The organism is Allobosea sp. AAP35, assembly GCF_001295925.1.
GTDB lineage: Bacteria > Pseudomonadota > Alphaproteobacteria > Rhizobiales > Beijerinckiaceae > Allobosea.
The window spans coordinates 51191-76556 of sequence record NZ_LJHQ01000043.1 but is presented as its reverse complement, the minus strand read 5'-3'; the positions used below and the strand labels follow the sequence as shown (position 1 = coordinate 76556).

Sequence of the window (25366 nt, the reverse complement as noted above, 5' to 3'; positions counted from 1 at the left end):
ACGCGCGTGGCGAGGGGCGAATGGACCCACTCGCCACGCGCCATTCGCCCATCGCCTGCCTTTTGGATCGAGCCTTCCCTCATGACGACCATCGCTCTCGCCATCCATGGTGGCTGCGGCACGCTGCCGAAATCCGACATGAGCGAGGCGGAATGGGCCGATGCCCGGGCCGATCTCGCCGCTGCGCTGCGGGCCGGCTGGGCGATCCTCCGCGCTGGCGGCAGCGCCGTCGATGCGGTCGAGGCCGCCGTGCGGGTGATGGAGGATTCCGTCCATTTCAACGCCGGCTATGGCGCGGCCTTCAACGCCGAGGGCGAACATGAGCTCGACGCCTCGATCATGGATGGCGCCACACTTGCAGCCGGCGCCGTCGCAGCGGTCAAGCGCATCCGCAATCCCGTCAGCGCCGCCAAGGCGCTGATGCTGCGCGGCGACCCGCTGCTGCTCGTGGGACCGGCGGGCGAAACCTTCGCCGCGCATGAAGGGCTCGACATCGTCGAGAACGGCCATTTCTCGACCGAGCGGCGCCGCAAGAACCTGTCCTCCATGAAAATCCGCGAGCTGGTCGGCACGGCCGGCGAGGCCAGCGAGGCCGAAAAGCACGGCACCGTCGGCGCCGTCGCGCTGGATGCCGAAGGGCATCTGGCGGCGGCGACCTCGACCGGCGGCTATACCAACAAGCCTGTCGGCCGCGTCGGCGATTCCCCGATCATCGGCGCCGGCACCTATGCCCGCGATGGGCGTTGCGCCGTGTCGGGCACCGGCAAGGGCGAGTATTTCATCCGCTACTGCGTCGGCCATGAGCTGGCCTCGCTGATCGCCTATAAAGGTCTCGGTCTCGAAGAGGCGAGCGCAGCCGTGCTCGGCGAGCTCACCGCTCACAAGATCGGCGCCGGGCTCGTGGCGATCGATGCGGACGGCACCATCGTCGCGCCCTACAACACACAAGGCATGTATCGCGGCTGGGTGACGCCGGACGGCACCGTCCATGTCGCGACGCATGGCGAGGTCGAGATCGCGGGACCGGCGTGATGGTTGTTGGCTCGTCCCACCCTCCCCGTGTCATCCCGGGCGAAGCGCAGCGGAGACCCGGGATCCATGCCGGAACATTCATCCTGAGAGGCTCCGGAATGGATCCCGGATCGGCGCTGCTGCGCAGCTTGTCCGGGATGACGGGGGTGGAGAAAGCCCATGACGACTGAACCCATCCTGATCTGGGGCGCAGGCGCCATCGGCGGGACGCTGGGCGCCTATTGGGCGCGGGCCGGCATCCCCGTGCTGCTCGTCGACATCGAGCCTGCCCATGTCGAGGCCTGCCGCACCACCGGGCTTGCGATCACCGGGCCGATCGAGGAATTCCGCCAGGCCATCCCCGCCGTGACGCCGGCCGAGCTCACCGGCACCTACAAGCGCATCGTGCTGGCGGTGAAGGCCGGCGCGACCGACGAGGCGGTCGCGGCGCTCAACCCCCATCTGGCGCCCGACGGCTACGTGCTCTCGGCCCAGAACGGGCTCAACGAGATCGCCATCGCGGCCGCCGTCGGGGCGGAGCGGACGATGGGCTGCTTCGTCAATTTCGGTGCCGACTGGCATGGCCCGGGCGAGATCCTCTACGGCAATGAGGGTGCCGTCGTCGTCGGCGAGATCGACGGCCAGATCACGCCGCGCGCCATCGCGATGCACAGGCTGCTGCTGACGTTCGAGCCCAAATCGATCCTGACCACCAATATCTGGGGGTATCTCTGGGGCAAGCTCTCCTATGGCGCGATGCTGTTCGGCACCGCGCTGACGGGCGATTCGATGTCGGCGAACTTCGCCGATCCCGACCGCCTCGTGGTCTGGCTGGCGCTGGGCCAGGAGGTCGCGGCGGTGGCCGCCGCGCGCGGCGTCTCGACGCTGGGTTTCGGCGAGTTCGACCCGATGGTCTTCGCGCCCGGACAGCCGGAATATCCGCAGATCGAGACGATCGCCTGGCTCGCCGACTACACCTCCAAGACCGCCAAGACCCATTCCGGCATCTGGCGCGACCTGGCGGTGCGCAAGCGCAAGACCGAGGTCGATCCGCAGATCGGCATCATTGCCGCACTCGGCCGCCAGGCCGGCGTGCCCACACCGGCGGTCGAGACGCTGGTGAGCCTGATCCACGACATCGAGGATGGCCGGCGGCCGCAATCCCCCGAGACCCTGAAAGTGCTGATCGACCGATGCAAATCCGTTTTGACGACCGCGTAGCCCTGGTCACCGGCGCGGCCCAGGGCATCGGGCGCGCCATCGCGACCGCTCTGGTCGAGGCCGGCGCGACCGTCCATCTCGCCGATATCGACGCCGAGGGGGTCGCCGCCACGGCGGCCGCGATCGGCGCGGTCCCGCATGCGGTCGATCTCGGCTCGGCGCAATCCTGTGCCGCGCTGATCGCCGACATCGTCGCGCAGAGCGGCAAACTTGAACTCCTGGTCCATGCCGCAGGCGGCGTGCGCGGCCAGGTCGGTCGGCCGATCGAGGAAATCTCGGAAGCCGACTGGCGGGTGATCTTCGCGGCCAATGTCGATTCCGCCTTCTTCCTCGCGCAGGCGGCCGCGCCCGCGATGAAGGCCTCCGGCCATGGCCGGATCGTCACCATTTCCTCGGGCGCGGGCCTGCGGCCGAGCCTGACCGGCATCCAGGCCTATGCTTCCGCCAAGCACGCGCTGGTCGGGCTGACCAAGCAGCTCGCCTGGGAGTTCGGCCCGCATGGCATCACCGTGAATTCGGTGGCGCCGGGCTTCGTGCGCTCCAACCCCGCGACCGAGCGGCAATGGGAGAGCTACGGGGCCGAAGGTCAGAAGCGCCTGATCGACGGCATCCACACCCGCCGCCTCGGCACGCCGGCCGACATCGCGGCCGCGAGCCTGTTCTTCCTGAGCGAGCAGGCCGGCTGGATCACCGGGCAGGTGCTCTCGGTGGATGGCGGACGGTCGTGAGGCGGGCCGGCCATGTTGATCGGCTGGCTCGGAAACACCCCCCGTCATCCCGGCCGAAGCGAAACGGAGCGCCGGGATCCGTCATAGAGCGCTGTCGATCCCTATGATGGATCCCGGGGCAAGCCCGGGATGACGGCAGTGTTTCCGAGCAGAAGCTCGCTGCCTCAACCCGGAATGCGATCGAGATCCGCGAGCCAGGCCGCAGCCGACGCGTCGCTCGGCGCGCGCCAGTCGCCGCGTGGCGAGAGCGAGCCGCCTGAGGAAACCTTCGGCCCGTTGGGCATGGCCGAGCGCTTGAACTGGCTGGTCTCGAAGAAGCGGCGCACGAAGACGGTCAGCCAGCGCTTGATCGTCGGCAGGTCGTAGGCGACCTGCTTGGCTGCCTCCATATGCGGCGGCCAGGTGCCGCGCGCTGCATCGGCCCAGGCATGGTGGGACAGGAAGGCGACCTTTCTCGGCGCGAAGCCGTAGCGCGTCGTGTAGAACAGGTTGAAATCCTGCAACGCATAGGGGCCGACGAAATCCTCGGTCTTCTGGCTCGGCCCGTCGCCCTCACCCGGCACCAATTCCGGCGAAATCTCGGTTGCCAGGATGTCGAGCAGCACGGCCGAGGCTTCCTGGCCAAAGCGGTCCGATTGCGCCACCCAGCGGATCAAATGCTGGATCAGCGTCTTCGAGACCGAGCCGTTGACGTTGTAATGGGACATCTGGTCGCCGACGCCATAGGTGCACCAGCCCAGCGCCAGCTCCGAAAGATCGCCCGTGCCGAGCACGATGCCGTTGTTCTTGTTGGCGAGACGGAACAGCAACGAGGTGCGCGCGCCGGCCTGCACGTTCTCGAAGGTGGTGTCGTAGACCGGATGCCCCTCCGCGAAGGGATGGCCGATATCGACCAGCATCTGCCGGCAGGCGGGCGTCATGTCGATCTCGGCGGCGGTGACGCCGAGCGCCTTCATCAGCCGCCAGGCATTGGTCTTGGTGCCCGCGCTCGTGGCGAAGGCCGGCAGCGTATAGGCGAGGATGTTTTCGCGGGGCAGGCCGAGCGCATCCATCGTGTCGGCCGCTACCAGGAGGGCCTGCGTCGAATCGAGCCCGCCGGAGACGCCGATGACGATCTTGTCGACGCGGGCGCTTTCGAGCCGCTTGCGAAGGCCGTGCGACTGAATGTTGTAGGCCTCATAGCAGAGCTCGTTCAGCCTGGCATCGTCTGAGGGCACGAAGGGGAAGCGCTCGACCTCGCGCATCAGGCCGAGATCGCTTTCGCGATCCGGTTCGAGCGCGAAGCTGATCCGCCGGAACGCCAGCTTGTCGCGCAGGGCATCAGCATTGTCGCCGAAGGTGTTCATGCGGATGCGGTCGAGCGCCAGGCGCTGCAGATCGATATCGGCGAGGATCAGCTGCGGCTCAGGCGCGAAGCGCTGCGCTTCCGCCAGCAGCGCTCCGTTCTCATAGATCATCGCCTGACCGTCCCAGGCGAGATCGGTGGTCGATTCCCCTGTTCCGGCGGCGGAATAGGCATAGGCCGCGATGCAGCGCCCCGAATGGGCCTTGCACAGGGTGTGGCGCCAGTCCGACTTGCCGATGGTGACGTTGGAAGCCGAGAGGTTGAGCAGCACGGTCGCACCCGCCAGCGCCGCAAAGGAGCTCGGCGGCACCGGCATCCAGACATCCTCGCAGATCTCCATATGGATGATGAGGTCGGGGATGTCGGAGGCGGTCAGCAGGATGTCGGTGCCGAAGGGCACCTCCTGGCCGCAGAGTTGAATGGACGTGATGCCGGCGCGCTCGCCCGAGGCGAACTGGCGACGCTCATAGAACTCGCGGTAGTTCGGCAGATAGGTCTTCGGCACGATGGCGAGGATGCGGCCGCGATGGATCGCCACGGCGCAGTTGAAGAGCCGCGCCTCGACCCGCAGCGGTGCGCCGACGACCACGATGGCGTTGAGCTTGCGGCTTTCCTCGACAAGTACCGCAATCGCGTCGCGAACCGCGTCGAGCAGGGCGCTCTGCATGTGCAGATCATCGATCGCATAGGCGCTGAGGCCGAGTTCGGGGAACAGCACGATCGAGGCGCCGCCCTCCTCCGCCTGGCGCAGCAGCGGCAGCGTTTCGGAGACGTTGAAGGCGGGATCGGCGACCCTGAGGTGCGGCGCCGCGCAGGCCAGACGGATCAAGCCGTGGCTGTGGATGTTGCGGAAGCTCATGCTTTAGATACTCGTGGACGCCCCGTTGCGCCGCGGCAGACAACCAAGGCAATAACCTTATCGCTCAGTTGATCGATAGAGGGCAAGAAGGCCGATTGATACAGGCATGCACCCCTGTCTGGCATCTTGCCGCGACCGCTGGCCTGCACCGCGACAGGGCAGGCGCTGGGGGCTGTCTTCCGCGAGCGCGCGATCTTGGTACGGCTTGCTACGCAGTCGTAAGCCGATAAACGCACTCGACTTGGCTACATTCACGGGGTAGGGGACGACGAACGGCGAACTAAGCGCCCGACTTACTCACCGGAGAAGCACTGAACCATGTCGTGGCAAGCCCTCCTGCATCGAGTCCAAAGCAAGGCTAAAAGTCAATTGTCCGGCGGCAACCAGCAGGAAGGCTTCGAAGACAGAGCGATTGACCTCTATCTTTCAGGTTCCCGGCTGCCCTTCTCGAGCGGCTACACGGAATACAAGGAGCGGCTGCTCCAGAATATTCTATCTGATAACGCGCTCATGGATCAATTCCGGGGCGGCAAGACACTCCCGGAAGGCTTTGGCGCACGCCTAGACGAACGGATCGTCGAGTATCCTTGGGTATTCTCCCGCTTGGGATCAGACACCGGTCTGATTGTCGATGCAGGATCGACGTTCAACAAGCAATCTTTGCTTGAGACAGCGGCACTGAAGGATCGAAAGATCCTGATCTATACACTGGAGACCGACTGGATCACCTATGATCCGCGCCTTTCGTATCTTTTCGGCGACCTGCGCGACATGATCTTGCGTAACGAGATGACGAGGACGATCGTCTGCATCTCGACACTGGAACATGTCGGCTTTACGTACGAATACAAAACATATTCGCGCAACAACCCTTGGCCGCACGCGACGCCCGACAGCTACCTCTCAGCCGTGGCCGAGTTCCGGCGCATTCTCGAGCCCGGCGGCCATCTTCTGCTGACGGTGCCGTTTGGCAGGTACGAGAACCACGGTTGGCTGCAGCAGTTCGATGCGCCGATGATCGATAAGGTCAAGGGTCTGTTCGAAGGAAAGGTTCGCGCGGAGACCTATTACCGTTACGTCGATGGTGGATGGCGCGTCGTCAGCGCAGCCGAATGCGCGGATCTGTCGTATTTCAACATCCACGAGACGGGGAGCTTCGAGGAGGACGGGCTGGCGGCAGCCAGGGCCGTGTGCTGCATCGATCTGGAAAAATAGCGATGGGGATCGTCAACCGGTTGCGACGGTCGCTTCGTCGCGTGAATGCTGCGCCCAGCACGCTCGCGGCAGCCCCCGTGCCCATGGTCTCGCGGCAAAAGCCTTCAGTCTCGATCGTGCTCGGCAGCTACAACCGGCGTCCGTTTCTTGAAGCCGCGATCGAAAGCGTCCGTGCCAACTGTGTCGATATCCCGCATGAGATCATCGTCATTGATGGCGGCTCCTCGGATGGCTCGCTCGACTGGCTGATGTCACAACGTGACATCGTCACGATTGTCCAACACAACCGCGGCAGCTTCAGAGGCAAGCCGATCGAGCGAAAATCTTGGGGCTACTTCATGAATCTCGGTTTCAAGGCGGCACAGGCCGATTGGATTCTGATGATCAGCGACGATTGCGTCCTGCTGCCCGGCGCCATCGCGGCCTCGCTCGAGACCGCGCGCCAGGCTGTCGCCAGCGGCAAGCGTGTTGGCGGCGTTGCCTATTTCTTCCGGAACTGGCCCGCGGATCGGCGCTATTACGTACAGGAGACGCTGGGCGCCCGTCTGATGGTTAATCATGGCCTGTTCTCGCGCGAGGCGATGCAGGTGGTCGGGTTTGCCAACGAAGACGACTATGTCTTCTACAAAGCCGATGGCGATCTCAGCCTGCGGATATGGGATGCCGATTACGCCATCATTCCGGCGCCGGATAGTCTCGTGGAGCATTATTACGACGATGCCGAGATGGTGCGCCAGTCGAACAATTCGGTGCTCGACCACGACAGGGGCGTCTACGCGCAACAATGGGGCCATCTGCGCGGCAAGCCTCGCCGCGTCGAGATCGAAACGATCGATGCGTCGCGAACCGCGGAGACTGTCTTCGGAGCGATCCTCAGCCGCTCGTCCGCTCCACAGGAACAGCACCCGAATGGCTGACGTTAGGCCGGTTCATGTCGCAATCCACGCCGCGCTGGATCCCCGCTCGGCCGGCGGCGTACAGACCAACCTGTTGTCCCTGGTCCATGGCCTGGGACAGGCCGGTTCGGCAGCCAAAGTTACGCTGCTCGCTCCCGCCAGCATCGTCGAGCCGTGGCGAGCGCTGGCGGATCCCAACACAGACGTGACGCCTTGGGCCCATGTCTTCCCGTGGTATCGCGAGACCAGCACCAAGGCGCTGAGGCAAAAGCTCGCCGAGGCCATCGCGGGGATCATGAAGCCCGGCTCCGTGGAGCGTGATCGCGAACTACGAGCGACCGGAGCGCAACTCGTCCACTTTCCCTATCAGCTCGCTTTTGATACTGCCCTGCCGTCGATCTATGAGCCGTGGGACCTGCAGCATATCCACCTGCCGCATCTGTTCTCGCCGGGCGAACGCCAGTGGCGCACAGCGATGTATCGGAGAGCCTGCCAGCGTGCCGCACTCGTGGTGACTGCGACGGCGACGACGAAGCGGGACATTGTCGAGACCTTTGGGGTTCCTCCCGACAAGATCGCTGTGATCTTGCGCGATTCGGACATTATGCAGACACCCCCGCCTGCCGAGCGGCGCATCGAGGTTCTTCGGGAGCTTGGGATCGAAGGGGAATTTGCATTCTATCCCGCCATGACGTTCCCCCACAAGAATCATGTCGCACTTTTCGAAGCCCTGAGCATCGTGCGGGCCAAACATGGCCTCACGATCAAGCTGGTCTGCTCGGGACGAGTATCGCAGGCGCATCAAGCCACGATCGAGGAGAGCCTCCGGCATCACCGAATCGAGGCGCAGGTCAAGTTCGTCGGCGCTCTTCCGGAAGAGGCTCTGGTCTCGCTGTTCGCGGAGGCGAAGATGTTGGCCTTCCCCTCGCTTTTCGAGGGCCTGGGACTGCCGCTGCTCGAAGCCATGCAATTCGGCGTGCCCATCGTTGCGTCGGCGACCTCCTGCATTCCCGAGGTAACCGCCGACGCCGCCGTGCTCTTCAATCCGAAAGATCCCGAGGACATGGCCTCTTGCTTAACAAGAGTCTGGACCGACGAAGCATTGAGGCATGAGATGCGTTCGAAGGGACAAATCCGGCGGCGCGATTTCGCCTGGGACAAAGCGGCTCCGACTTTTGTCGCGGCCTATCGGAAGGTTGCTGGCCTGCCATTGACGCAGCCGCAGCAGGATCATTTGTCGCAAGCCCTGGCGTGATAACGTGGGAGGCGCATCAACGATAGACGCCGCGCCAAACGAGGACCATGATGACAAGCAACACGTCGATTAACGGCCCTCTCCTGTCGATCGTGATCGGTACCTATAACCGCTGCGACCAGATTCGGCGGGCGATCGAGAGCATCGTTGCCACGACCTCGATCGGGTATTGCCTCTATGTGACCGACGCCGGATCGACAGATGGGACCATCGCGTATCTGGAGAGCGTCCGGTCCGACACGATCGTGCCGATCCTGGTTGGCAAGCGACTGGGCCAAGCCGCAGCTTACAATCAGGTGTTCGAGCAAGTCACCACGCCCTATGTCTGCTGGCTTTCCGACGACAACGAGGTCGTCGGCGACGGGTTGGGCAAGGCGGTCAGAATTCTCACCCAGGACAGCCGGGTCGGCATGGTCGGACTTAAGGTCCGCGACGTGCAGGGACCCTTCTGCAGCGCGCCCTATATCGGCGGGCTGTCGAAATTCGGCATCCTGAACGTCAATCAAGGCGTCCTGCCCACCAAGGTCCTGCGCGAGGTGGGTTATTTCAGCGAGGCCTTCCGCGACTATGGAATCGACCCGGATCTGACCGCCAAGGTGCTGTTGGCCGGCTACGACATCGTCTTCACGCGCGATGTAGCAATTCATCATTTCCGAAACTGGGAGACCGACCCCAGCTCTCCCGACTACGCGAAGATGCAGGATCGCCAGCGCGCTTATCTTGCGCTCTATGACAAAACGTATGCTGCGCATTTTCCCAACGGCGCGCGTCAGATTGTTCGACGCGGGGTTTGGAAAGCGATTCGCGCCCTGACTGGCCTATCGCTCGACTCGCATGCCAAGGTGCTGGGCCTGAATGCAAGAGACTGGCAGAATGGCATCATCGGCCGGCATATTGACCTGATCCATGAGCTGCGGAACCAGCACGCGGATTACCACTTGCGGCAGCACGCACCGTTGCGCAAAAGGTAAAGCCCGTCTCGCCATCCATCGCCTTCGCATTGCGACGCGCGAGCCACTGTCGCTCACCAGAGGTCATGTTGCAGCTCACCGCCCTAGTGGAAGCTTTCAAACGCAGGTTCGGTAAGCGCCCGGCCGTTGCAGCAGCATCTCAAGCTGCGTCACCGGAGGGGATAGCAAATCTGATATCGACGAACCCTGCTGGCTGGAGAGCGGCAGTCGATGCGCCGAAGAACGGCGCCCGAGTCCTGGTCGCGACCAACGTAACCGGCTTTCAGCACGCGTCGCTGCTTGAATCGCTGCTCGCGATTTCGCTGACTCTGCGCGGGGCGGAGGTTCATCTCATCGCATGCGATGCTGTGTTGCCTGCATGCTTGAAGGTCGAGCCTCACTCCGTGCCGGACCCGGCCGCAATCGTCTCCGGCGAATTCCGCAATACAATCTGCAAGGGCTGCATGGCCGTCGGCGAGGCGCACTTCGCGCCCCTTGGCCTCGTGCAACACCGGCTCTCCGATCTCGTCTGCGAGGCCGATCGAGACGCTGTGCGAAAGCAACTCGCCGGACGGGATCGGGAGGCCCTTTCAACGCATCGTTCAGCCGAGGGCGACGAGTTGGGGATGCAGGGGCTTGCGGGCGCGCTGCGCTACTATGCCTCGGCGACGCTTCCTGCGGGACCGCAGGCCGACGAAGTGCTGCGCCGTTTCGTCGAGGCTGCCGCCCTGACCGCCCTCGCCTATGAGCGCCTGCTGGCGCGTGAACGCTTCGACGTCGCAGTCTTCCATCATGGCATCTATGTCCCGCAGGGCCCGGCAGGCGACGTTTTGCGACGTAAGGGCGTACGCGTGGTCAACTGGAACCCGTCTTACCGGCGCAGCACGTTCATTTTCAGCCATGGCGACACCTATCACCATACGCTGATGACCGAACCGACAGCGGCCTGGGACAGCATGGCGTGGTCGGCAAAGGAGGAGGACGACATCCTCTCCTATCTCCAGAGCCGGGCTACGGGGACGCGCGACTGGATCTGGTTCCACGAGAAGCCGGACAACGACACGCGTCGCTTCGTTGCCGAGCTCGGTCTCGACATCGAAAAGCCCATTATCGGAATGCTGTCCAACGTCGCTTGGGATGCGCAGCTGCACTATCCCGCCAACGCATTTCCCAACATGATCGCCTGGGTGTTCGAAACGATCGACTATTTTTCTCAGCGCCCCGATCTGCAGTTGCTGCTGCGCATTCACCCGGCGGAGATCCGCGGAACCGTGCCCTCGGCACAGCCGCTTCTCGGGGAGATTGAGGCGCGCTATCCCACGCTTCCCCAGAACATCTTCATTATCGCACCGGAGAGCAATATCTCTACCTATGCCGCAATGGCGTTGTGCGACACGGTCCTGATTTACGGAACCAAGACCGGCGTCGAATTGACAGCCGTCGGCAAACCCGTGATCGTCGCCGGTGAGGCATGGATCCGGAACAAGGCCCTGACGCAGGACGCCGAAAGTCGGGACGACTACATCGCACTTCTCGATAAGCTTCCCGCAGGCGCAATGCTGGCACCGCAAACGATCGAACGGGCGAGACAATACGCCTATCACTTCTTTTTCAGACGCATGGTGCCGTTGCCGTTTGTCGTGCCCGCGCAAGGAAAGATCTATGGTATCGACCTGCCCTCGATCGACGCGCTAAGACCGGGGCAGTTTCCCGGCCTCGATGTGGTGTGCGAGGGGATCCTGTCTGGGACGCCATTCATCTACGAAGCCGAACGGATCGGATTGCACGCGTGACAGCCAAGCGCGCTCTTATCTTTGGCATCTCCGGCCAGGACGGTGCCTACCTCGCCGAGCATCTGCTGGACCTCGGCTACGAGGTTCATGGCACTTCGCGCGACAAGGAGCTGACAAGCTTCGCCAATCTCAGCCGGCTGGGCATCAAGGAGGCCGTCAGCCTTCACTCCGCCAGCCTGATCGATTTCCGCAGTGTCCTGCAGGTCGTCTCAGATGCGGCCCCCAGCGAGATCTATAATCTGGCCGGGCAATCTTCAGTCAGCCTGTCATTCGGACAGCCGGTCGAGACGCTCGACTCGACGATATTCGGCCCGCTGAACATTCTGGAATGCCTGCGTCTCCTCAAGTCGGACATACGCATCTACAATGCCTGCTCGAGCGAGTGTTTCGGTGACACTGTCGAAGCTGCCAGCGAAACGACGCCCTTTCACCCACGAAGTCCTTACGGTGTCGGCAAGGCCGCTGCGTTTTGGACGGTGGCAAACTATCGTGAGGCCTACGGACAGTTCGCTTGTTCCGGCATCCTCTTCAATCACGAATCGCCGTTGCGGCCCCGTCGTTTCGTGACCCAGAAAATCGTCGCCGGCGCAGCAGCGATTGCCGCCGGCGAGGCCGAGACGCTACGGCTCGGCAACCTTTCGGTCGAACGCGATTTCGGATGGGCGCCGGAATACGTCAAGGCGATGGCAGCGATGCTCAGGGCCGACGCGCCTGCGGACTATGTGATCGCGACGGGCCAGACCCGCTCCCTCGAGCAGTTTGTTGCCGAAACCTTCGCCTGGTTCGGCCTGGACTGGCGCAAACATGTCGAGATGGATCGCACGCTGCTTCGGCCGACCGATATCGGATTCAGCGCCGGCGATCCCAAGAAGGCGTATGAGCAACTCGGCTGGCGCGCCAAATTCGGAATGTCATCGGTCGTCGCCATGCTCGCGCAAGCCGAGATGCGCCGGAGAGCAGGGAACTTCGACCTGTCGGGGCTCGAGGCAAACTGATTCAACGCAGCGACGCTGCCGCTTGCTCGTCTTGCGCGACGTCAACCGCATGCGCGGAGACGCTGATCTCGCCATGACGCGACAACGAAGCTGAGTGCCCCCCATGTGCGGTGCTGCAGTGCCGACTTGGCCTCAATGCGCAACCGCGCTTCCTCATCTTCATCTCGTTCGCACGATGTCCAGTTCGAGCCGATCTCTGCGGACAACGACACTTGCTTTCAAGCATGTAGGCAGGACATAGGATGTGATCAGATCAGGAGCATGAAGCATGCAGTTTCTCCAGCGGGCCTTGCAGTCCTCCTTCCGCCGGTATGGCTATGAATTCAAGCGGATCACGGACGATCGCTCGATCGATGCCAGCAACTCGTTGTTCCGCTGGCTTAGGACGAACGCACAGGTTGGAACCGTGATCGACATCGGCGCAAACGACGGCGCCTTTCTTGAATTCCTGCAGCGCTTTTTCAAGGCCGAGAAATCGATCGCTTTCGAGCCTATCCCCGCGGCGAGGGAAGCGCTGGCGGCCCGCAAGATTCCCGGGGTCACCTTGTACCCGCAGGCCCTTTCCAACGTCACCGGCATGACAACGTTCGAGATAAACGCCTATGGCCCCGCCTCCTCGATGCTGCCGCTCGGCGACATCTCCCGCAAGGAGTTTCCGCAGACGTCACAGATCGCCGAGCGGATCGACGTGCCGCTGGCGAGGCTGGACGACCTGATCGACCCGTTGACGGTGCCGAAAGGCATCTTTCTCAAGATGGACGTCCAGGGCGTCGAGGATAAGGTGATAGCCGGCGGACGGAACGTCATCGGCAGCGCCGACTACGTCATGGTCGAGATGTCGTTCAAGCCGATGTATGAAGGCCAGGCCCTGTTCGAGGAGGTTCATGCGCCCCTGGTCGAGCTTGGCTTCCGGCTGGCCGGCATCAAGAATCAACTCAGCGCCGAATCGGGTGAGCCGCTTTTTGGTCATTTCCTTTATCGGGCGAGCAGGCTCGGATGATGCGGAGGACGCAAGCTTCGTAAAATGCGCGGGTCATCCCGGCCGGCGCAAAGGGCCGGACCCTGCACGGAATGGGGTCATGCCCGGATGAACGATGGCGGAAATGATGCTGGATACGATCAAGCTCATTTACAGCCGCACACAGCCAGCCAAGATTGGCTTCGCCAAGACCATCACGCCCGGCAAGATGAGGCGGGTCAGCGCGACGTGGTGACCCTGTACGGGTGCTGATGCATCCGCCTGGCTTGAGACCTTTTAACGGCGCGCCGCCCGGGCTGACGGCAGCGAAGCTACGATACGCGGGACATCCAAGGGTATCTGGACGCTCAAGCGGTATGTGAACCCACGCAGGTACCCAAGCCGCCGGCGCCGACCATAACCAACCGGCCAACCCCCTTCAGCGCGCCTGTGCCGTAAGTTGGACACAACGACCCTTGCCCATGCTTCTCAGGCAAGAGTCACAATGCCCCCGCTGAACCGAACGCCAAAACTGACGGGCGCCGCGTCCAGATGATGACCGGGACAGGCAGCCGGCGCGAACATCAACCAATCGGCGGACGGATGTTGAGATAGACGTCCTTGAGATTGGTATAGATGTCCAGCGCCTCGGTTCCGGGCTCTCTCGTCCCGTTTCCGGAAGCCTTGGTGCCTCCGAAGGGCATGTGCGGTTCCGATCCATGGGTCCCGCCGTTCACGACTGCCACGCCCGCTTCAAGCCGACCGATGAAGGCAAAGGCGCGGTCGATGCTGCTGGTGTGGATAGAACCCGTCAATCCGTAGGGCGATCGGTTGGCCAACGCGATCGCCGCTTCGAAATCGGGGACGCGATACATCGCCGTGATCGGTCCAAACAGTTCGGTCGTGGAACTCTCGTCATCGTCGGCCAAGCCCGCCAGAATGGTCGGCTGCATGTAAAAACCCGTCGAAAGGGATGAATCCTGCGCCCGCGCGCCGCCGACGAGCACATGCGCGCCTGAGTGGACCGCCTTGTCGATCGCTGCCAACATGTGGTCGAGCTGGCGCTGGTTAATCACCGGCCCGAGATCGCAATCGGCATCCACACCCAATTTCAGGGCGCGCGTCGCAGCGATCAACTTGTCCTGAAAGGCCTCATAGACGCTGCTGAAGACGATGATGCGGCTACCGGCCGCGCAGCGCTGGCCGGCATTGGAAAAAGCGGCCGCCACGACCCATTTGACGGCATTATCGAGATCGGCGTCATCACAGACGATGAGCGCATTCTTACCGCCGAGTTCCAGCGAGACCTTCTTCAATCGCCTGCCAGCAGTTTCGCCGATCATGCGTCCGACCCGTGTCGAACCGGTGAAGCTCAGGACATCGATATCGTCGTGCTCGACAAGCGCCTGTCCCGCCTCACTTCCGAAACCATGAACGAGATTGAGAACTCCCTTGGGGAGACCAGCCTGCTCCGCGATCCTGGCCATGAACCAGGACGAAATCGGGGTATCCTCGGCCGTCTTCAGAACGACGGCATTGCCGCAGACCAGTGCGGGAAAGACCTTCCAGGCGAAGTTCGGAGCAGGCGTGTTGGCGGCGATGATGAGCCCTGCAACGCCGCAGGGTTGCCGGATCGTCATGGCCCATTTATCAGCCGTTCCGCTTGTCGTCGTCCGGCCGAACAACCGTTGTCCTTCGCCAGCAAAAAAGCGCCCACAAAGTATGGCGGCTGATGCCTCACCAGCGGCGTCGGAAAGGCGCTTTCCTGCCTCCAGAGCCACGATCTGGGCCAATTCACTCTTGTTCGCTTCCAACGCATTGCAGATCCGGGTCAGGATTTCGCCCCGCTGAACCGGCGGGATTGCAGCCCATGACACCTGCGCCGAGCGCGCACTGGCGACGGCAGCCGCAACATCCGCCGCTGACGAGCGCGCAAGACCCGCAAGCCGCGTACCATCATGCGGATTCAAGACGTCGAGGGTTTGCCCGCCTATGGCTGGCTGCTCCTTGCCGCCGATGATGTTGGGAACGAAGGACGGAGACAGTTCACTCATCTGAATCGTCCCGTCCATTTACATAGCTGTGAAGCCGCCATCGATCACCATATTGGAGCCGGTCATATAGCGAGCGGCGTCCGACACTAAAAAGACAACCGCGCCGTTATAGTCGGCCTCGTCGGCCATGCGGCCCAGCGGGACCTTGGGCAAATATTTCTTCAGGAAATCATCATGCTGATGATTGAAGACACCCGAAAATGTAACGGTATTGACCCTGACCGCTTTCAAGCCCCAATAGACAGCAAGATATCGCGTCAGATTGTAGATCGCCGATTTGGAAATCGAATAAGCAACAGGCTTGAAGAAGGTCTCGCCTTGCTGGCGTCGATATTCATACAGGCCCTGATCAGGCGAGACCATGCCGTAGATGGACGCCACATTGATGATGGACCCGCGCCCGAGCCGCGCCATTGCGCCGCCGAAAACCTGGCAGGCCAGCATCGTGCCTTTAACATTGATGTCCATGACCTTGTCGAAGGAGCTCTCCGGATAGCTCTCGAAGGGACCGTTCTCCGCGGCCGGTGCATCGGGCGGCGAATCGAGCGCGGCGTTGTTGACAAGACCGAACGGCGTTTCCCAGCGCGCCTCGATAGACGCCAACGCCTGCTCGAGGGATGCCCTCGAGGTAATGTCGCCTGACAAGACCATCAGACGCTCGGTGTCGATCCCTTCGCTCAACGCAGCAATTCGCTTATCGTCGCGTGCTACATCGATCACGGCAACCCTCGCGCCTTGGCCGATCAAAGCCCGCGCGAATTGCCGTCCCAACTGCCCAAGACCACCGGTGACGACGACGACGCGCCCCGCGAGATCAAATGGATTCGCCATGGATCACGCGGCGCGATCAGACACGCCGATCGAAGCCGCGGTAATCAACTCGTCCTGCGCTACATCGACGAGCAGAGGCTTCCCGATCAAGGTCTCGTTCTCGTAGGCAAGCAGCGCAAAATCACTGATCTTTGCTGAAACGGGAATCTTGTAGGCCAGATCGTCCTCGGTGAGAACGTGACCGGCCTTCAACGGACCAGCCGCGACGATACGCTTGACCATTTTGCTGAGCGGCGCCGATTCCGAGAAATAGGGCGACTTCTTGCCATCCCCGAGCGAAACGCGCGCCCGCTCGAGATCGCGAACGACACGCCGCAAGCCGGCTGGCTCGAGCGAGAACGACTGATCGGTCCCCTTCCAGGCCCGGTTCAGCGTGAAATGCTTCTCGAACACCCGGGCGCCGAGCATGTACCCCACCAGAGGCATTGCAACGCCGCTGTCATGTGAAGAGAACCCGATGACGATGTCGGGGAATTCTTGGCGGAAATTCTCGATGACGCGGAGGTTCAACTCCTCGTGAACCGGCGGGTAGCCCGATGTGCACTGCAGGATGCAGAAGTTGCTGTTGATTGGCTTGATTGCTTCATAGGCTCGCCGGACGTCAGGCATCGTGCCTCCGCCGGTCGATATGATCATCGGCTTGCCGAAACCCGCAATGTGCTTGAGAAGCGGAATGTTGGTTAGGTCGCCGGACGCGATCTTATAGGCCGGCATATCGATCTCCTCAAGGAGATCGGCCGAGGGCCTGTCGAAAGCGGTCGAGAAGAAAATCAGGTCGAGTTCCCGGGCGTAGTCCTGCAGTTCGAGATACTGGTCCTTGTTAAACTCGAGCTTCTCGCGGTGGGTGCCGTATGTCGGCGCGTAGGCATTTTCGCTGTCATACGAGCTGTCATACATTTCGGCGGTGAACAGCGCGCGGTTGTCGCGCTTCTGCAGCTTCACCGCATCTGCGCCGACCTCATGCGCCGCCTTGAACAAGGCCTTGCACTTCTCCATGTCGCCCTGGTGATTGTGGCCGATTTCCGCAATGACGAAAGAGGAGCTCTCATCAGTTATAACACGATTGCCGATGTTGAACTGCCGAGTCATAGCGGTACTCCTGATTTCATCGTAGCCAACGGAAGGTCCGCCACCGCGCCTCCTACCACAGCAAGCCGGGGGAGGCCGACGTGTATAGCGGCATGAATCCGGGTGATCAAGCGCTCGCCCGGCTGTCGAAAATGAACGGCGAACCAGTCAAAATCCCACCGCAAATCACGTCTAGGCCGTGGTCGGCACCATGCTTCATCGCATCGAGATCATCGACTGCGATGTCGAATCGTCGCGGACCGGGATTGGATTTGACGAAGCTGATCGGCACCATACGCCGAAAAAAGAAATGATGCGCGTAGCGCAGCGCGAGGTCCCTTTTTTGAGGGCTCAACGGTTTGCCGAACGGGAGACGCGCCAGCGTGGCTAGATAATCCTCGGGTGACCTGACATCATACGTGAAGCCCTTATTGCGCACCCACGCCTCGCCGGCGACGATGACCGGCAGGCCCACGCTAGAGAGTTCGACGCCCATCTTCGTGGCGTAGATCAAGGCTGCGTCGGCGTGCTCGGCGAGGGCATAGGTCGAGAGTGCACTCTCCGGCGGCACGATCTTCACGTTGTCCGGAAGGGCCCCGAACGCTTCGGCGATAACGTCCTGAGCGCGCTGCTGCGAGGGAGGGCTACCTGAAATCTCTGCCGGGTGGATTCTGATCACGAGTTGCAAGTCGGGCCGCGCAGCGAACCATGAGATCGTAACGACGAGCCAGTCGCGCTGGTTGCGGAAAGCGTTTGCTGGATAATGTAGCTGCGCGTCCCAGAAGACGTTCGTCAGTGCTAGGATCGTCTTCTTGTCAGGGTCGAGGCCGAGCGTCTTCAGGTCCGCCGTCAGCGTCAAATCCGGATCGCGGTGGAACCTGACCCAGTCGTTCTTCCCGAACCAGCGGCTCTTGATGTAACTCTCGATTTCGGCGCGCTGCTCATCGGAAAATGGTCCGTCCCGCCAAGAATCCACCGGCTCGTCCATTAGAGTGTGATGATAGGTGGTGTCGTGGCTGAAGATGAAGCAATGCTTGCGGTAGGCTGGGTTCCAGGCAACGACCCGGACCCCGCTGGCCTTGGCGACCAAGCTGACGACGCCTTGCGGCACATAAATGCCATGGTGCATCACGACGACGTCGGGCTTGAGCGCGGAAAGTATCCGCTCATATGCCAAGGCAGTTAGCATCGAGGCTACTAGATATCGGCGCAGCAGTTCCTCGCCTGCCACCTCGCCATCCAGCGTACCCCGCGCAACGAAGCGCAACGTGCCCGCCAGTGCCTGCTCTCCAAGCGGCAGATCGTGATAGACAAAGCTCGCAAGCTCCGAACTTGGCAACGAGGAGGCGACTTTTTCGACATTTGCCCTGTCGTCAGCCGAGATGTACGCCCCAATCGTCTCGGCTGCGAGCCCGAGTGCGGCCCACTCACGGGCCGCAGGGCCATGGCAGTAGCCGCAGAGCAGGCTGGGCGGCCCATCGGCAACGAACGCGCCCCGGTCCGGCACGAGACCGATCTCGCACATCTGGCAAGCCGGCAGGACCCCATCACAGAGAATGGTCGTCACCGCTGCACCGCGCAGCGTCAGTGCGACGGCGAGCAGGCGGTCAATCGCCGCAAGGCCGAAATGCCCGCCTGTGTTCGTTGCGATGACGACTCGCTTCCCACGGGAGGCGGCTGCCACTGCCCTGCGCCAGTCTGCGCCTCCCGGCCGCACGAAACCGGCAAAGGGCTGATGTGCGCCAGTTCTTGCGAGCAGGTTCAGTCGAAGGAGACGCAGTCGAGCAAAGCGCGCAGATTCGCGAATGGCCTGCCGGATCGTGCGGCCCAGATCAGACTTCATTTTTTAGGTGCGAACCGCAGCGAAGCGTGCCTGAATTCGCTGGGCGAGCGAGGCGCCATCCATCCCGAGAGCAGCCAGAACTTCGTCATTGCGACCAGAGGGCGGAACGCTCTCGATCCCGATGGAAAGCACGCTGGGCTTCTGCGGCAGATCGAGCATGGCGAGCGCAGCCAGGACGGTCTGCCCCTGCCCGCCAGACCTATAGTGATTGTCGATCGTCACGAGCCGCGGATAGTGTGTCGCTAGATCGGCAAGCCAGGATGGGTCTACGACATTCAGCCAGGGCAGGTTCACGACGGCGAAGGACTGTCCCGCCTCACTCAGGATGTCGGCAGCTTCGAGCGCTTCCGCCACCGCAACCAGACCGGCGGCGACGATCACGCCGTCAGAGCCTGGCCTGATCTCGACTCCACAACCCCGTTTAGGGGCGTAACGGGGCGGCAGAACAGCGTCGGTCGCATAGGGGACAGACACGAGTCGCAGGAAGCTCGGCCCGTCATGCTGTCGCGCGCACCAGTCGAACAACGGACCAACTTCTTCCGGGCAGCATGGCTCCACCATGACCATACCCGGAATGCCTCCGAGCGCCGAAATCTCGCGCACGCTCTGGTGCGAATGCCCCGGCCCAGCGGGCAGGACGCCAGATAGGCCGCCGACATACACGATCTTCGTATGTTCGGTAGCGTTGTTATAGATCTGCTCGTTGGGCCTCGTCGAAAGGAAGCAGGAGAATGAGTGAACCACCGGTAGCAGCCCCTTCAAAGCCATCCCGCCGGCCTGGCTCACCATGTCCTGCTCAGCGATGCCGCATTCGACGAAACGATCCGGAAACCGGGCCGCGAACTCGATCAATCCCATATCGAGCGCCAGATCGGCACTGAGAGCCACGAGAGCTGGGTCCTGCTCGGCCCTGTCGAGCAGGGTTCGGGTATAGGCCGGGACGAGCCGTTTCTGCTCGCGCGTCGGCTGGACAACAATCGGCCGGTCGACCCTTTCAATCCTAATCGGCTCGGCCGACAGTTCGGCCAGTCGCGCTGCGGTTCGGGCCTCGATCTCCTCGACCGCGCGCTGGTATTCGTCGGCCTTCGGTGCGCCGGAGTGGAACTTGAACATCTCCACATCTGAATCAATCGCCGTACCCTCCATGAAGGACACCCCCCGTCCCTTCACGGTATCGGCTATGATGACCTTGGGCTTATCCGCGATCTTGGCAATCCGCTCGAAGCAAGCCGCAAGCGCCTCTGTGTCGTGCCCATCCAGCCGTTCGACATGCCAGCCAAACGCGGTGAATTTGGCCACCAGATCGCCGAGCGAAGAGGTCTTCTCGACCGAATAGTCGGACTGGATCTTGTTGTGATCGACGATCACAACGAGCTCGCTCGTCTTCTGGTTGGCGGCCGAGATGAGCGATTCCCAGATTTGACCTTCCTGGAGTTCCCCGTCGCCGGTCATGACGACGATCTTGTTGCGTCTGCCGGCAAGGCGATTGGCGAACGCGATCCCTTTCGCCTTGGAAATGCCCATGCCGAGCGATCCCGTATTCGTGGTCATTCCCGGGGTGCCGACGTCGGGATGGCCGGGCAGTCCCTCCAACCGTCTCAGGGCGTGGATCTTGCCCTCCGGCAGGATTGCCTCGGCATCGAGGACTGCGTAGAGGCCCGGAGCGTCGTGCCCCTTCGACGAGAAGAAGATGTCGCCGGCGGCCACATCCAGTTCGGACAAGTATAGATGCGAGATGATGTCGAGCGACGAAAAGGACGAACCCAGATGGCCTGACCCCGCCTTTGCCACCATATAAAGCACGTTCAGCCGTGCCATATCAGCGTATAACGAGACGATCTCCGGCCGAGGCGCGTTGAGCCCCTTGACGCGCACAAATTCGGAACGCTCGATAAAGTAGAGCTCTGTCTCGACGACCTGCCCGATCAAATCACCCACAGCGATGCCTTTTGTTTGTTCTCAGCCCGCCGACACTGGCAGAAGGTCCATAGGAAACGGTTCACGGTCGATCGACGGCAGCCGTGCTTCGCAGCGGTCGATGCACAACTCGGCATACCACCAATCCTCCGGCCGATTGATATCCATTCCCTCGTCGCCCTCGGTCAGGAACGGCATCACGGTATCGCCTGCGATGGTCCGGGTTTCGCGCACGACGCGCGTCGCTGCAATCTCCAGACTGGCGTTCTGGACGTAGACGGCCGGCAATGAGGCATATTGCTGGCTGTGCCAAGGCGTCTCGTCCGGCGAGAGGGGCAACAGCGGAGTCATGCGCCTGCCGCGCACAACCCACATTTTGCCAGGATGCTGTTCGCACTTCTCGACAGCTCGGAGAGAATCAACACCTTCGGCAGCGGTGAATTCCTTCCAGGCCCGCTGGATGGTCTCAGGCTTCCTGAAAGGCGATGTCGGCCTCAAGATCGAAAAGCAATCCGCCAGGCGCCCAGCCCGTTCCAGCTCGGAGACCGCCAACTCTACCCATTCGATATCGGCCGAGCGATCACCGCTCATCGTCTCGGGGCGCAGGAAAGGGACCTCAGCGCCGTAATGGCGGGCGATATCGGCATAGAGTTCCGAATCGGTGCAGACGAACACACCGTCGAACACGCCGGAGTGGCGGGCCGCGCAGATTGTGTAGGCAATCAAAGGATGTCCGCGCAGCGGCCTGATGTTCTTATTCGGCACGCGTTTGGAGCCGGCGCGCGCTGGAATGAGGGCAACGATCGACGGTGAGACGTCACTCATGGCTGACCGATCTGGGCACGCTTAAAGAAAAGCCGGATTAGGTTGGTCAAATCGGTAAGCTCGCCATAGAGCGTGAAGAAGCTCACGACGCTGGAATGCGGATCTAGGCAGACGATCAATCCGCCCGGAAACGAACGACAATGCTCGGCGCTTGATACAGTGAACGATGTAGTTCTTGGACGGCAGCAGCTCGACGCGATCCTCGCCATCCTGCCCGGTGGCGCCGGTAACGGAAGCTGTCTTCGCCATTACGAAGTCCTTTGAGAATCACGCCACGAATGTAAGGGTTGGCGCGGCCAGCGCGCAGGCTCACTTAGAACGAACGCCGAAAGCAACACCAAACGCCCGAGCCGACCGGCTGGTAGCATGCATGCAATCGACCTTGCAAGGCGCTGGTTTGAACCGCAATTAGGAAGGTAGCACGTTGATCGAACTCGATTCTCGTCCCGACCTCCTGCCCGCCGCTTCACCTCATCCGCCCGCAGCGGCAGGGCCGGACCGGCGGATTGCGCTGATTTACTGGGGCTCTCGTGGGGGCGGGTCGCTTGTGACACTTAAGCTGGCCGAACGGCTCCGGGAGGAGCTTGGCGCCGAGAACATCGTCCTCTTCCTGCGCACGAAGAACGCCGAACTGCAGCAATTCCGGGATGCAGGGCTGACGCTACATCTGGCCGATGTGCCAAGCTTCGGGGACCTTCTGCGACGCGGCTTTGGTACCTTGAGGCTCATGCGGGAGCAGGCCGAGGCGATCGCTCGCATTCAACCGACCCGCGCCGTCTTCACCATGAATTTTCCACTCGCATGGCCATTGGTGCATGTCCTGCAGCGACGTGGGCTTTCGGTGGCCTATGTCGCACACGATGCCGATCCGCATCCCGGCGACTACGCGCAAATCTGGCAGCGATCGACGCAAGGAATGCTGCTGCGTTTCAGCGATAGAATCATCGTCCTGTCGGACCATACTCGCCAGGTCTTGGCTGCCCGTTTCCCGCGTAGGGCCGATCGCCTGCGTCAGGCTTCCCTGCAGAGCATCATGCGACCCCGTGTCGACGATCATCGCGAGCTGGTGCAGGGGCGCCCGGTGCGCCTGCTCTTCCTGGGGCGACTTGTCCAGTACAAGGGGCTCGATCTGCTGGCAGAAGCCTTGGCGCCGTTGCGCGGCCGAAGCGACTGGACCCTTACGATTGCAGGGGATGGCCCGCTGCGGTCGACGGTAGCCGCCGCATTCGGTGACTGGCCCAATGTCAACCTCGCTTTGAAGTGGCTGGATCCAGCCGATTTTGACGACCTTCTGAGGACGCATGACGTCGTCCTGTGCCCCTACACCGAGGCAAGCCAGTCGGGGGTCGTTGCGGAGGCGATGACGTTTGGTGTTCCCGCCTTCGTCATGCCGAACGGTGAGCTGCCGAACCAGATCGGGCAGGGGAAGGCCGGCGCGGTCGCTACCGCGCCGACCGCCGAGGCGTTCCGCGTGATGGTCAAGGCGGCCCTAGACGAGCCGGCCTCCCTCCGCCAGATGTCGATCGGGGCGCTGCAACTGGCAAAGGCAAGTTCCTCAGGTCTGCTGTCGGACGTCCTTCTGAGCTGATCGAACCGCACGACGATCGACAGCTGGCACACCAGCATGATTTTCGCGTCAAACCCGGGCGATGGAGTGTGTCAGGTAAATCAGTGCGCTCGATCTTGGGAGCAGCCTCGAAGATGTGAGAGCCCAGCGCATCGGCAGCGTGCCGCGAACCCTAAATCGCCCTACTTCCTGTTGAAGATCATATTATAGACGATCGCCTCGGGATGCGGGCGCGGCGCATTGCCCGGCACGGTCTCGTCGTGATGAAATCCGAGCGCCTCGAGATTCGTCTTGATGAACCTGACCTCATCGGCGTCATTCAGATCGAGTTCGACCAGCACCGAACGGCACCTCTCATTCTTGAATGACGATAGGCCGCCGGAAATGACTTCCTGCTCCAGGCCATCGACGTCAATCTTGACGTAGGTCGGGACGGTCATGCCGAATTGATTGCACAACGTGTCGATCGAGACGCCGAGACAGCCTTGCCGATGGCTCTCCTTGTAGTGCTTTCCCGTATAATCAACGTTATCGCCAAAGACATGCAGGGCGCTGCCAAATACTGCATCGCGCATGAACAGATCGGCAACCTTGTCGACCGAGTCGATCGCGATCGACAGCGCCTTGACGGAGTGGTCAAGATTATTGTCCATAATATTTTGCTGCAAAACGAAGAAATTATGTGCCACCGGCTCGAAAGCGTAGACGTCACAGCCGCGCATCGCTGCGGCATACAACGAAAACGTACCGACATTGGCACCGATATCCCAGAATATCGCGTTCTCTTCGAAGCTTTCGATCCAAGAGATGGTTCCAGGCTCTTTCGTCATGACGCTACTGGCGCGATCATAGGTCAACTGGTTGGGGCAGTTGAACACGATCTCCACACCGTTGTGAGCAAAACGGTAGCGCTTCGGCTCGAAAGGGTCCTGAGCGGGCGACACGACCGCCGGAGACACGGCTGCCTCGGGACCTGCGATCAGCCGGCCGAGCGTCCTGCGCAGTCCACGCCAGACGGAACCGTCGATTTTCTCATCTCGGGTCACGACATCCAACTCTTCCGCCGGGGCGGCGGCGTGAAGGCCATGGCATCTACGCCGTCGACATAAACGATCAGGCACGTATGCCTCAGCCGAAACACCGGCCGCTCTTCGGCAAATTCCTTGATGTAGCGGACTACACCAGGCGATTTCGCCGCATAATCATGCCAGATCATCACTCCGCCCGGCTTGAGCATAGCGAGGGCTTTTTCGGTATCGTTCTTGACCAACTCGTAGCTGTGGTCGCCATCAATGAAAATGTAATCCATCGAGGCGGCATACGGGTTCGGGTCGAAGGTCCGCGAATCCGAGTAAAGCTGTGTGATCTGCTGTTCGCGGTCCGATCCCTTGAACATGATGCCGAGGAACGGCGCGACGGAAGGGTCCTGCTCCGGCGGCAGATTTAGGGTCGTCACATGCGCGTTGGGAGAGGCCAACGCCAAATGATAAGTCGTGCGGCCCTGGTAGGTGCCAAACTCGAAGATCCTTTCCGCCTCGCGAACCTTGGCGATCGCGGCTACGTAGAGCAGATCGGCCTGGTTGGGATGCTGCGTTTCTTCATGGATCGCGCCGACCGGCATTGTCACACGCTCGAGAGTCGGGAACAGGTCGGTCGGATAAACCTCCTTGATGCGGCTGCCAGCCACGAAATCGCGAAGAATCGGTGGATCGTCAGGGGCGTCAGCATTCCCACCGGCGTTCGCCGATGGCCGTTCATACACAAGCAAGAGTTCCTGACGGATGATGTTGAGCGTGCGGCCAAGCTCGACCTGTGCCTTCATCTGGACCGCATGGTCGTCCTTCATCGCGCGAGCAAGACGATCAACCTGGTCCCTGGCCTGCTTGTGCTTATCCGCAACCAACGAGGACAAAGCACCGAGCGACGAGCGCAAGGTAGAAAATTCACCGGTCAGGCGCTCGAAATATTCTTTTATGCGGTCTGTCAGACTGGTTATCATATCACTTCACGGGTTGGATGATCGGCTTGCAGCGTC

General features: G+C 61.8%; 20 protein-coding genes. 11 read left to right on the top strand and 9 right to left on the bottom strand.

Annotated features, from left to right (window positions below):
* Positions 1–81: 81 nt before the first annotated feature.
* The 3 genes from IP69_RS14845 (at position 82) to IP69_RS14835 (ending at position 2960) form a co-directional block, all read left to right on the top strand.
* Positions 82–1032 (top strand): isoaspartyl peptidase/L-asparaginase, encoded by a 951-nt coding sequence (locus IP69_RS14845; RefSeq protein ID WP_054143606.1) that lies wholly within the window; start codon positions 82–84, stop codon positions 1030–1032.
* Between the two features lie 159 nt (positions 1033–1191).
* Positions 1192–2232, top strand: coding sequence for a 2-dehydropantoate 2-reductase N-terminal domain-containing protein (locus IP69_RS14840; RefSeq protein WP_054143605.1), 1041 nt, complete (start codon positions 1192–1194; stop codon positions 2230–2232).
* A complete protein-coding gene (locus tag IP69_RS14835) occupies positions 2205–2960 on the top strand; it encodes an SDR family oxidoreductase (RefSeq protein WP_054143604.1) in 756 nt (251 codons plus the stop codon). The genes IP69_RS14840 and IP69_RS14835 overlap by 28 nt, the downstream gene beginning before the upstream one ends.
* Positions 2961–3124: 164 nt before the next feature.
* Here IP69_RS14835 and IP69_RS14830 read toward each other — a convergent pair whose 3' ends face one another.
* A complete protein-coding gene (locus IP69_RS14830) occupies positions 3125–5164 on the bottom strand; it encodes an NAD(+) synthase (protein WP_054143603.1) in 2040 nt (679 codons plus the stop codon).
* Positions 5165–5482: 318 nt separating this feature from the next.
* On the opposite strand from IP69_RS14830, the gene IP69_RS22160 reads away from it, so the two are divergent.
* The 7 genes from IP69_RS22160 to IP69_RS14795 all read left to right on the top strand — a co-directional run bounded on the left by IP69_RS22160 (position 5483) and on the right by IP69_RS14795 (position 13268).
* Positions 5483–6379 (top strand): hypothetical protein, encoded by an 897-nt coding sequence (locus tag IP69_RS22160; protein WP_197279890.1) that lies wholly within the window; start codon positions 5483–5485, stop codon positions 6377–6379.
* A 2-nt stretch (positions 6380–6381) separates the two neighbouring features.
* Positions 6382–7296, top strand: coding sequence for a glycosyltransferase (locus IP69_RS14820; RefSeq protein WP_054143601.1), 915 nt, complete (start codon positions 6382–6384; stop codon positions 7294–7296).
* Positions 7289–8530, top strand: a complete 1242-nt coding sequence (locus tag IP69_RS14815) for a glycosyltransferase family 1 protein (RefSeq protein WP_054143600.1) — start codon at positions 7289–7291, stop codon at positions 8528–8530. Before IP69_RS14820 ends, IP69_RS14815 begins: the two co-directional genes overlap by 8 nt.
* A 50-nt stretch (positions 8531–8580) precedes the next feature.
* A complete protein-coding gene (locus IP69_RS14810; RefSeq protein WP_054143622.1) occupies positions 8581–9501 on the top strand; it encodes a glycosyltransferase in 921 nt (306 codons plus the stop codon).
* 65 nt (positions 9502–9566) lie between these two features.
* Positions 9567–11273 carry a capsule biosynthesis protein gene (locus tag IP69_RS14805; protein WP_197279889.1) on the top strand — a complete coding sequence of 569 codons (1707 nt, stop codon included), beginning with the start codon at positions 9567–9569 and terminating at the stop codon, positions 11271–11273.
* On the top strand, positions 11270–12268 hold the full coding sequence (locus IP69_RS14800) for a GDP-mannose 4,6-dehydratase (RefSeq protein WP_054143599.1): 999 nt from the start codon (positions 11270–11272) through the stop codon (positions 12266–12268). The genes IP69_RS14805 and IP69_RS14800 overlap by 4 nt, the downstream gene beginning before the upstream one ends.
* A 268-nt stretch (positions 12269–12536) precedes the next feature.
* The gene (locus tag IP69_RS14795; RefSeq protein WP_054143598.1) at positions 12537–13268 is read left to right on the top strand and encodes an FkbM family methyltransferase; all 732 of its coding nucleotides are present in this window, start codon (positions 12537–12539) and stop codon (positions 13266–13268) included.
* A gap of 542 nt (positions 13269–13810) precedes the next feature.
* Here the strand turns inward: IP69_RS14795 and IP69_RS14790 are convergent.
* From IP69_RS14790 to IP69_RS14765, 6 genes are all read right to left on the bottom strand, one after another.
* Positions 13811–15280 carry an aldehyde dehydrogenase family protein gene (locus IP69_RS14790; RefSeq protein ID WP_054143620.1) on the bottom strand — a complete coding sequence of 490 codons (1470 nt, stop codon included), beginning with the start codon at positions 15278–15280 and terminating at the stop codon, positions 13811–13813.
* Positions 15281–15298: 18 nt separating this feature from the next.
* Positions 15299–16111, bottom strand: coding sequence for an SDR family oxidoreductase (locus tag IP69_RS14785; protein WP_054143597.1), 813 nt, complete (start codon positions 16109–16111; stop codon positions 15299–15301).
* 3 nt (positions 16112–16114) lie between these two features.
* Entirely contained in the window at positions 16115–17200 is a 1086-nt protein-coding gene (locus IP69_RS14780; RefSeq protein WP_054143596.1) for an N-acetylneuraminate synthase family protein, read from the bottom strand.
* A 106-nt stretch (positions 17201–17306) separates the two neighbouring features.
* Positions 17307–19022: a capsule biosynthesis protein gene (locus tag IP69_RS14775; RefSeq protein WP_197279888.1), complete on the bottom strand. Its 1716-nt coding sequence runs from the start codon at positions 19020–19022 to the stop codon at positions 17307–17309.
* 3 nt (positions 19023–19025) lie between these two features.
* A complete protein-coding gene (locus tag IP69_RS14770) occupies positions 19026–20960 on the bottom strand; it encodes a transketolase C-terminal domain-containing protein (protein WP_054143595.1) in 1935 nt (644 codons plus the stop codon).
* A 21-nt stretch (positions 20961–20981) separates the two neighbouring features.
* Positions 20982–21764: an acylneuraminate cytidylyltransferase family protein gene (locus IP69_RS14765; RefSeq protein WP_054143594.1), complete on the bottom strand. Its 783-nt coding sequence runs from the start codon at positions 21762–21764 to the stop codon at positions 20982–20984.
* A 424-nt stretch (positions 21765–22188) separates the two neighbouring features.
* Here IP69_RS14765 and IP69_RS14760 point away from each other — a divergent pair, with 424 nt between their 5' ends.
* Complete coding sequence (locus tag IP69_RS14760; protein ID WP_082359350.1) at positions 22189–23352, top strand: glycosyltransferase family 4 protein; 1164 nt, start codon at positions 22189–22191, stop codon at positions 23350–23352.
* Between the two features lie 161 nt (positions 23353–23513).
* On the opposite strand, the gene IP69_RS14755 is transcribed toward IP69_RS14760, so the two are convergent.
* Both IP69_RS14755 and IP69_RS14750 read right to left on the bottom strand, forming a co-directional pair.
* The gene (locus tag IP69_RS14755; protein WP_248306847.1) at positions 23514–24377 is read right to left on the bottom strand and encodes an FkbM family methyltransferase; all 864 of its coding nucleotides are present in this window, start codon (positions 24375–24377) and stop codon (positions 23514–23516) included.
* Positions 24374–25330, bottom strand: coding sequence for a class I SAM-dependent methyltransferase (locus IP69_RS14750; RefSeq protein WP_082359349.1), 957 nt, complete (start codon positions 25328–25330; stop codon positions 24374–24376). Before IP69_RS14750 ends, IP69_RS14755 begins: the two co-directional genes overlap by 4 nt.
* Positions 25331–25366 lie beyond the last annotated feature (36 nt).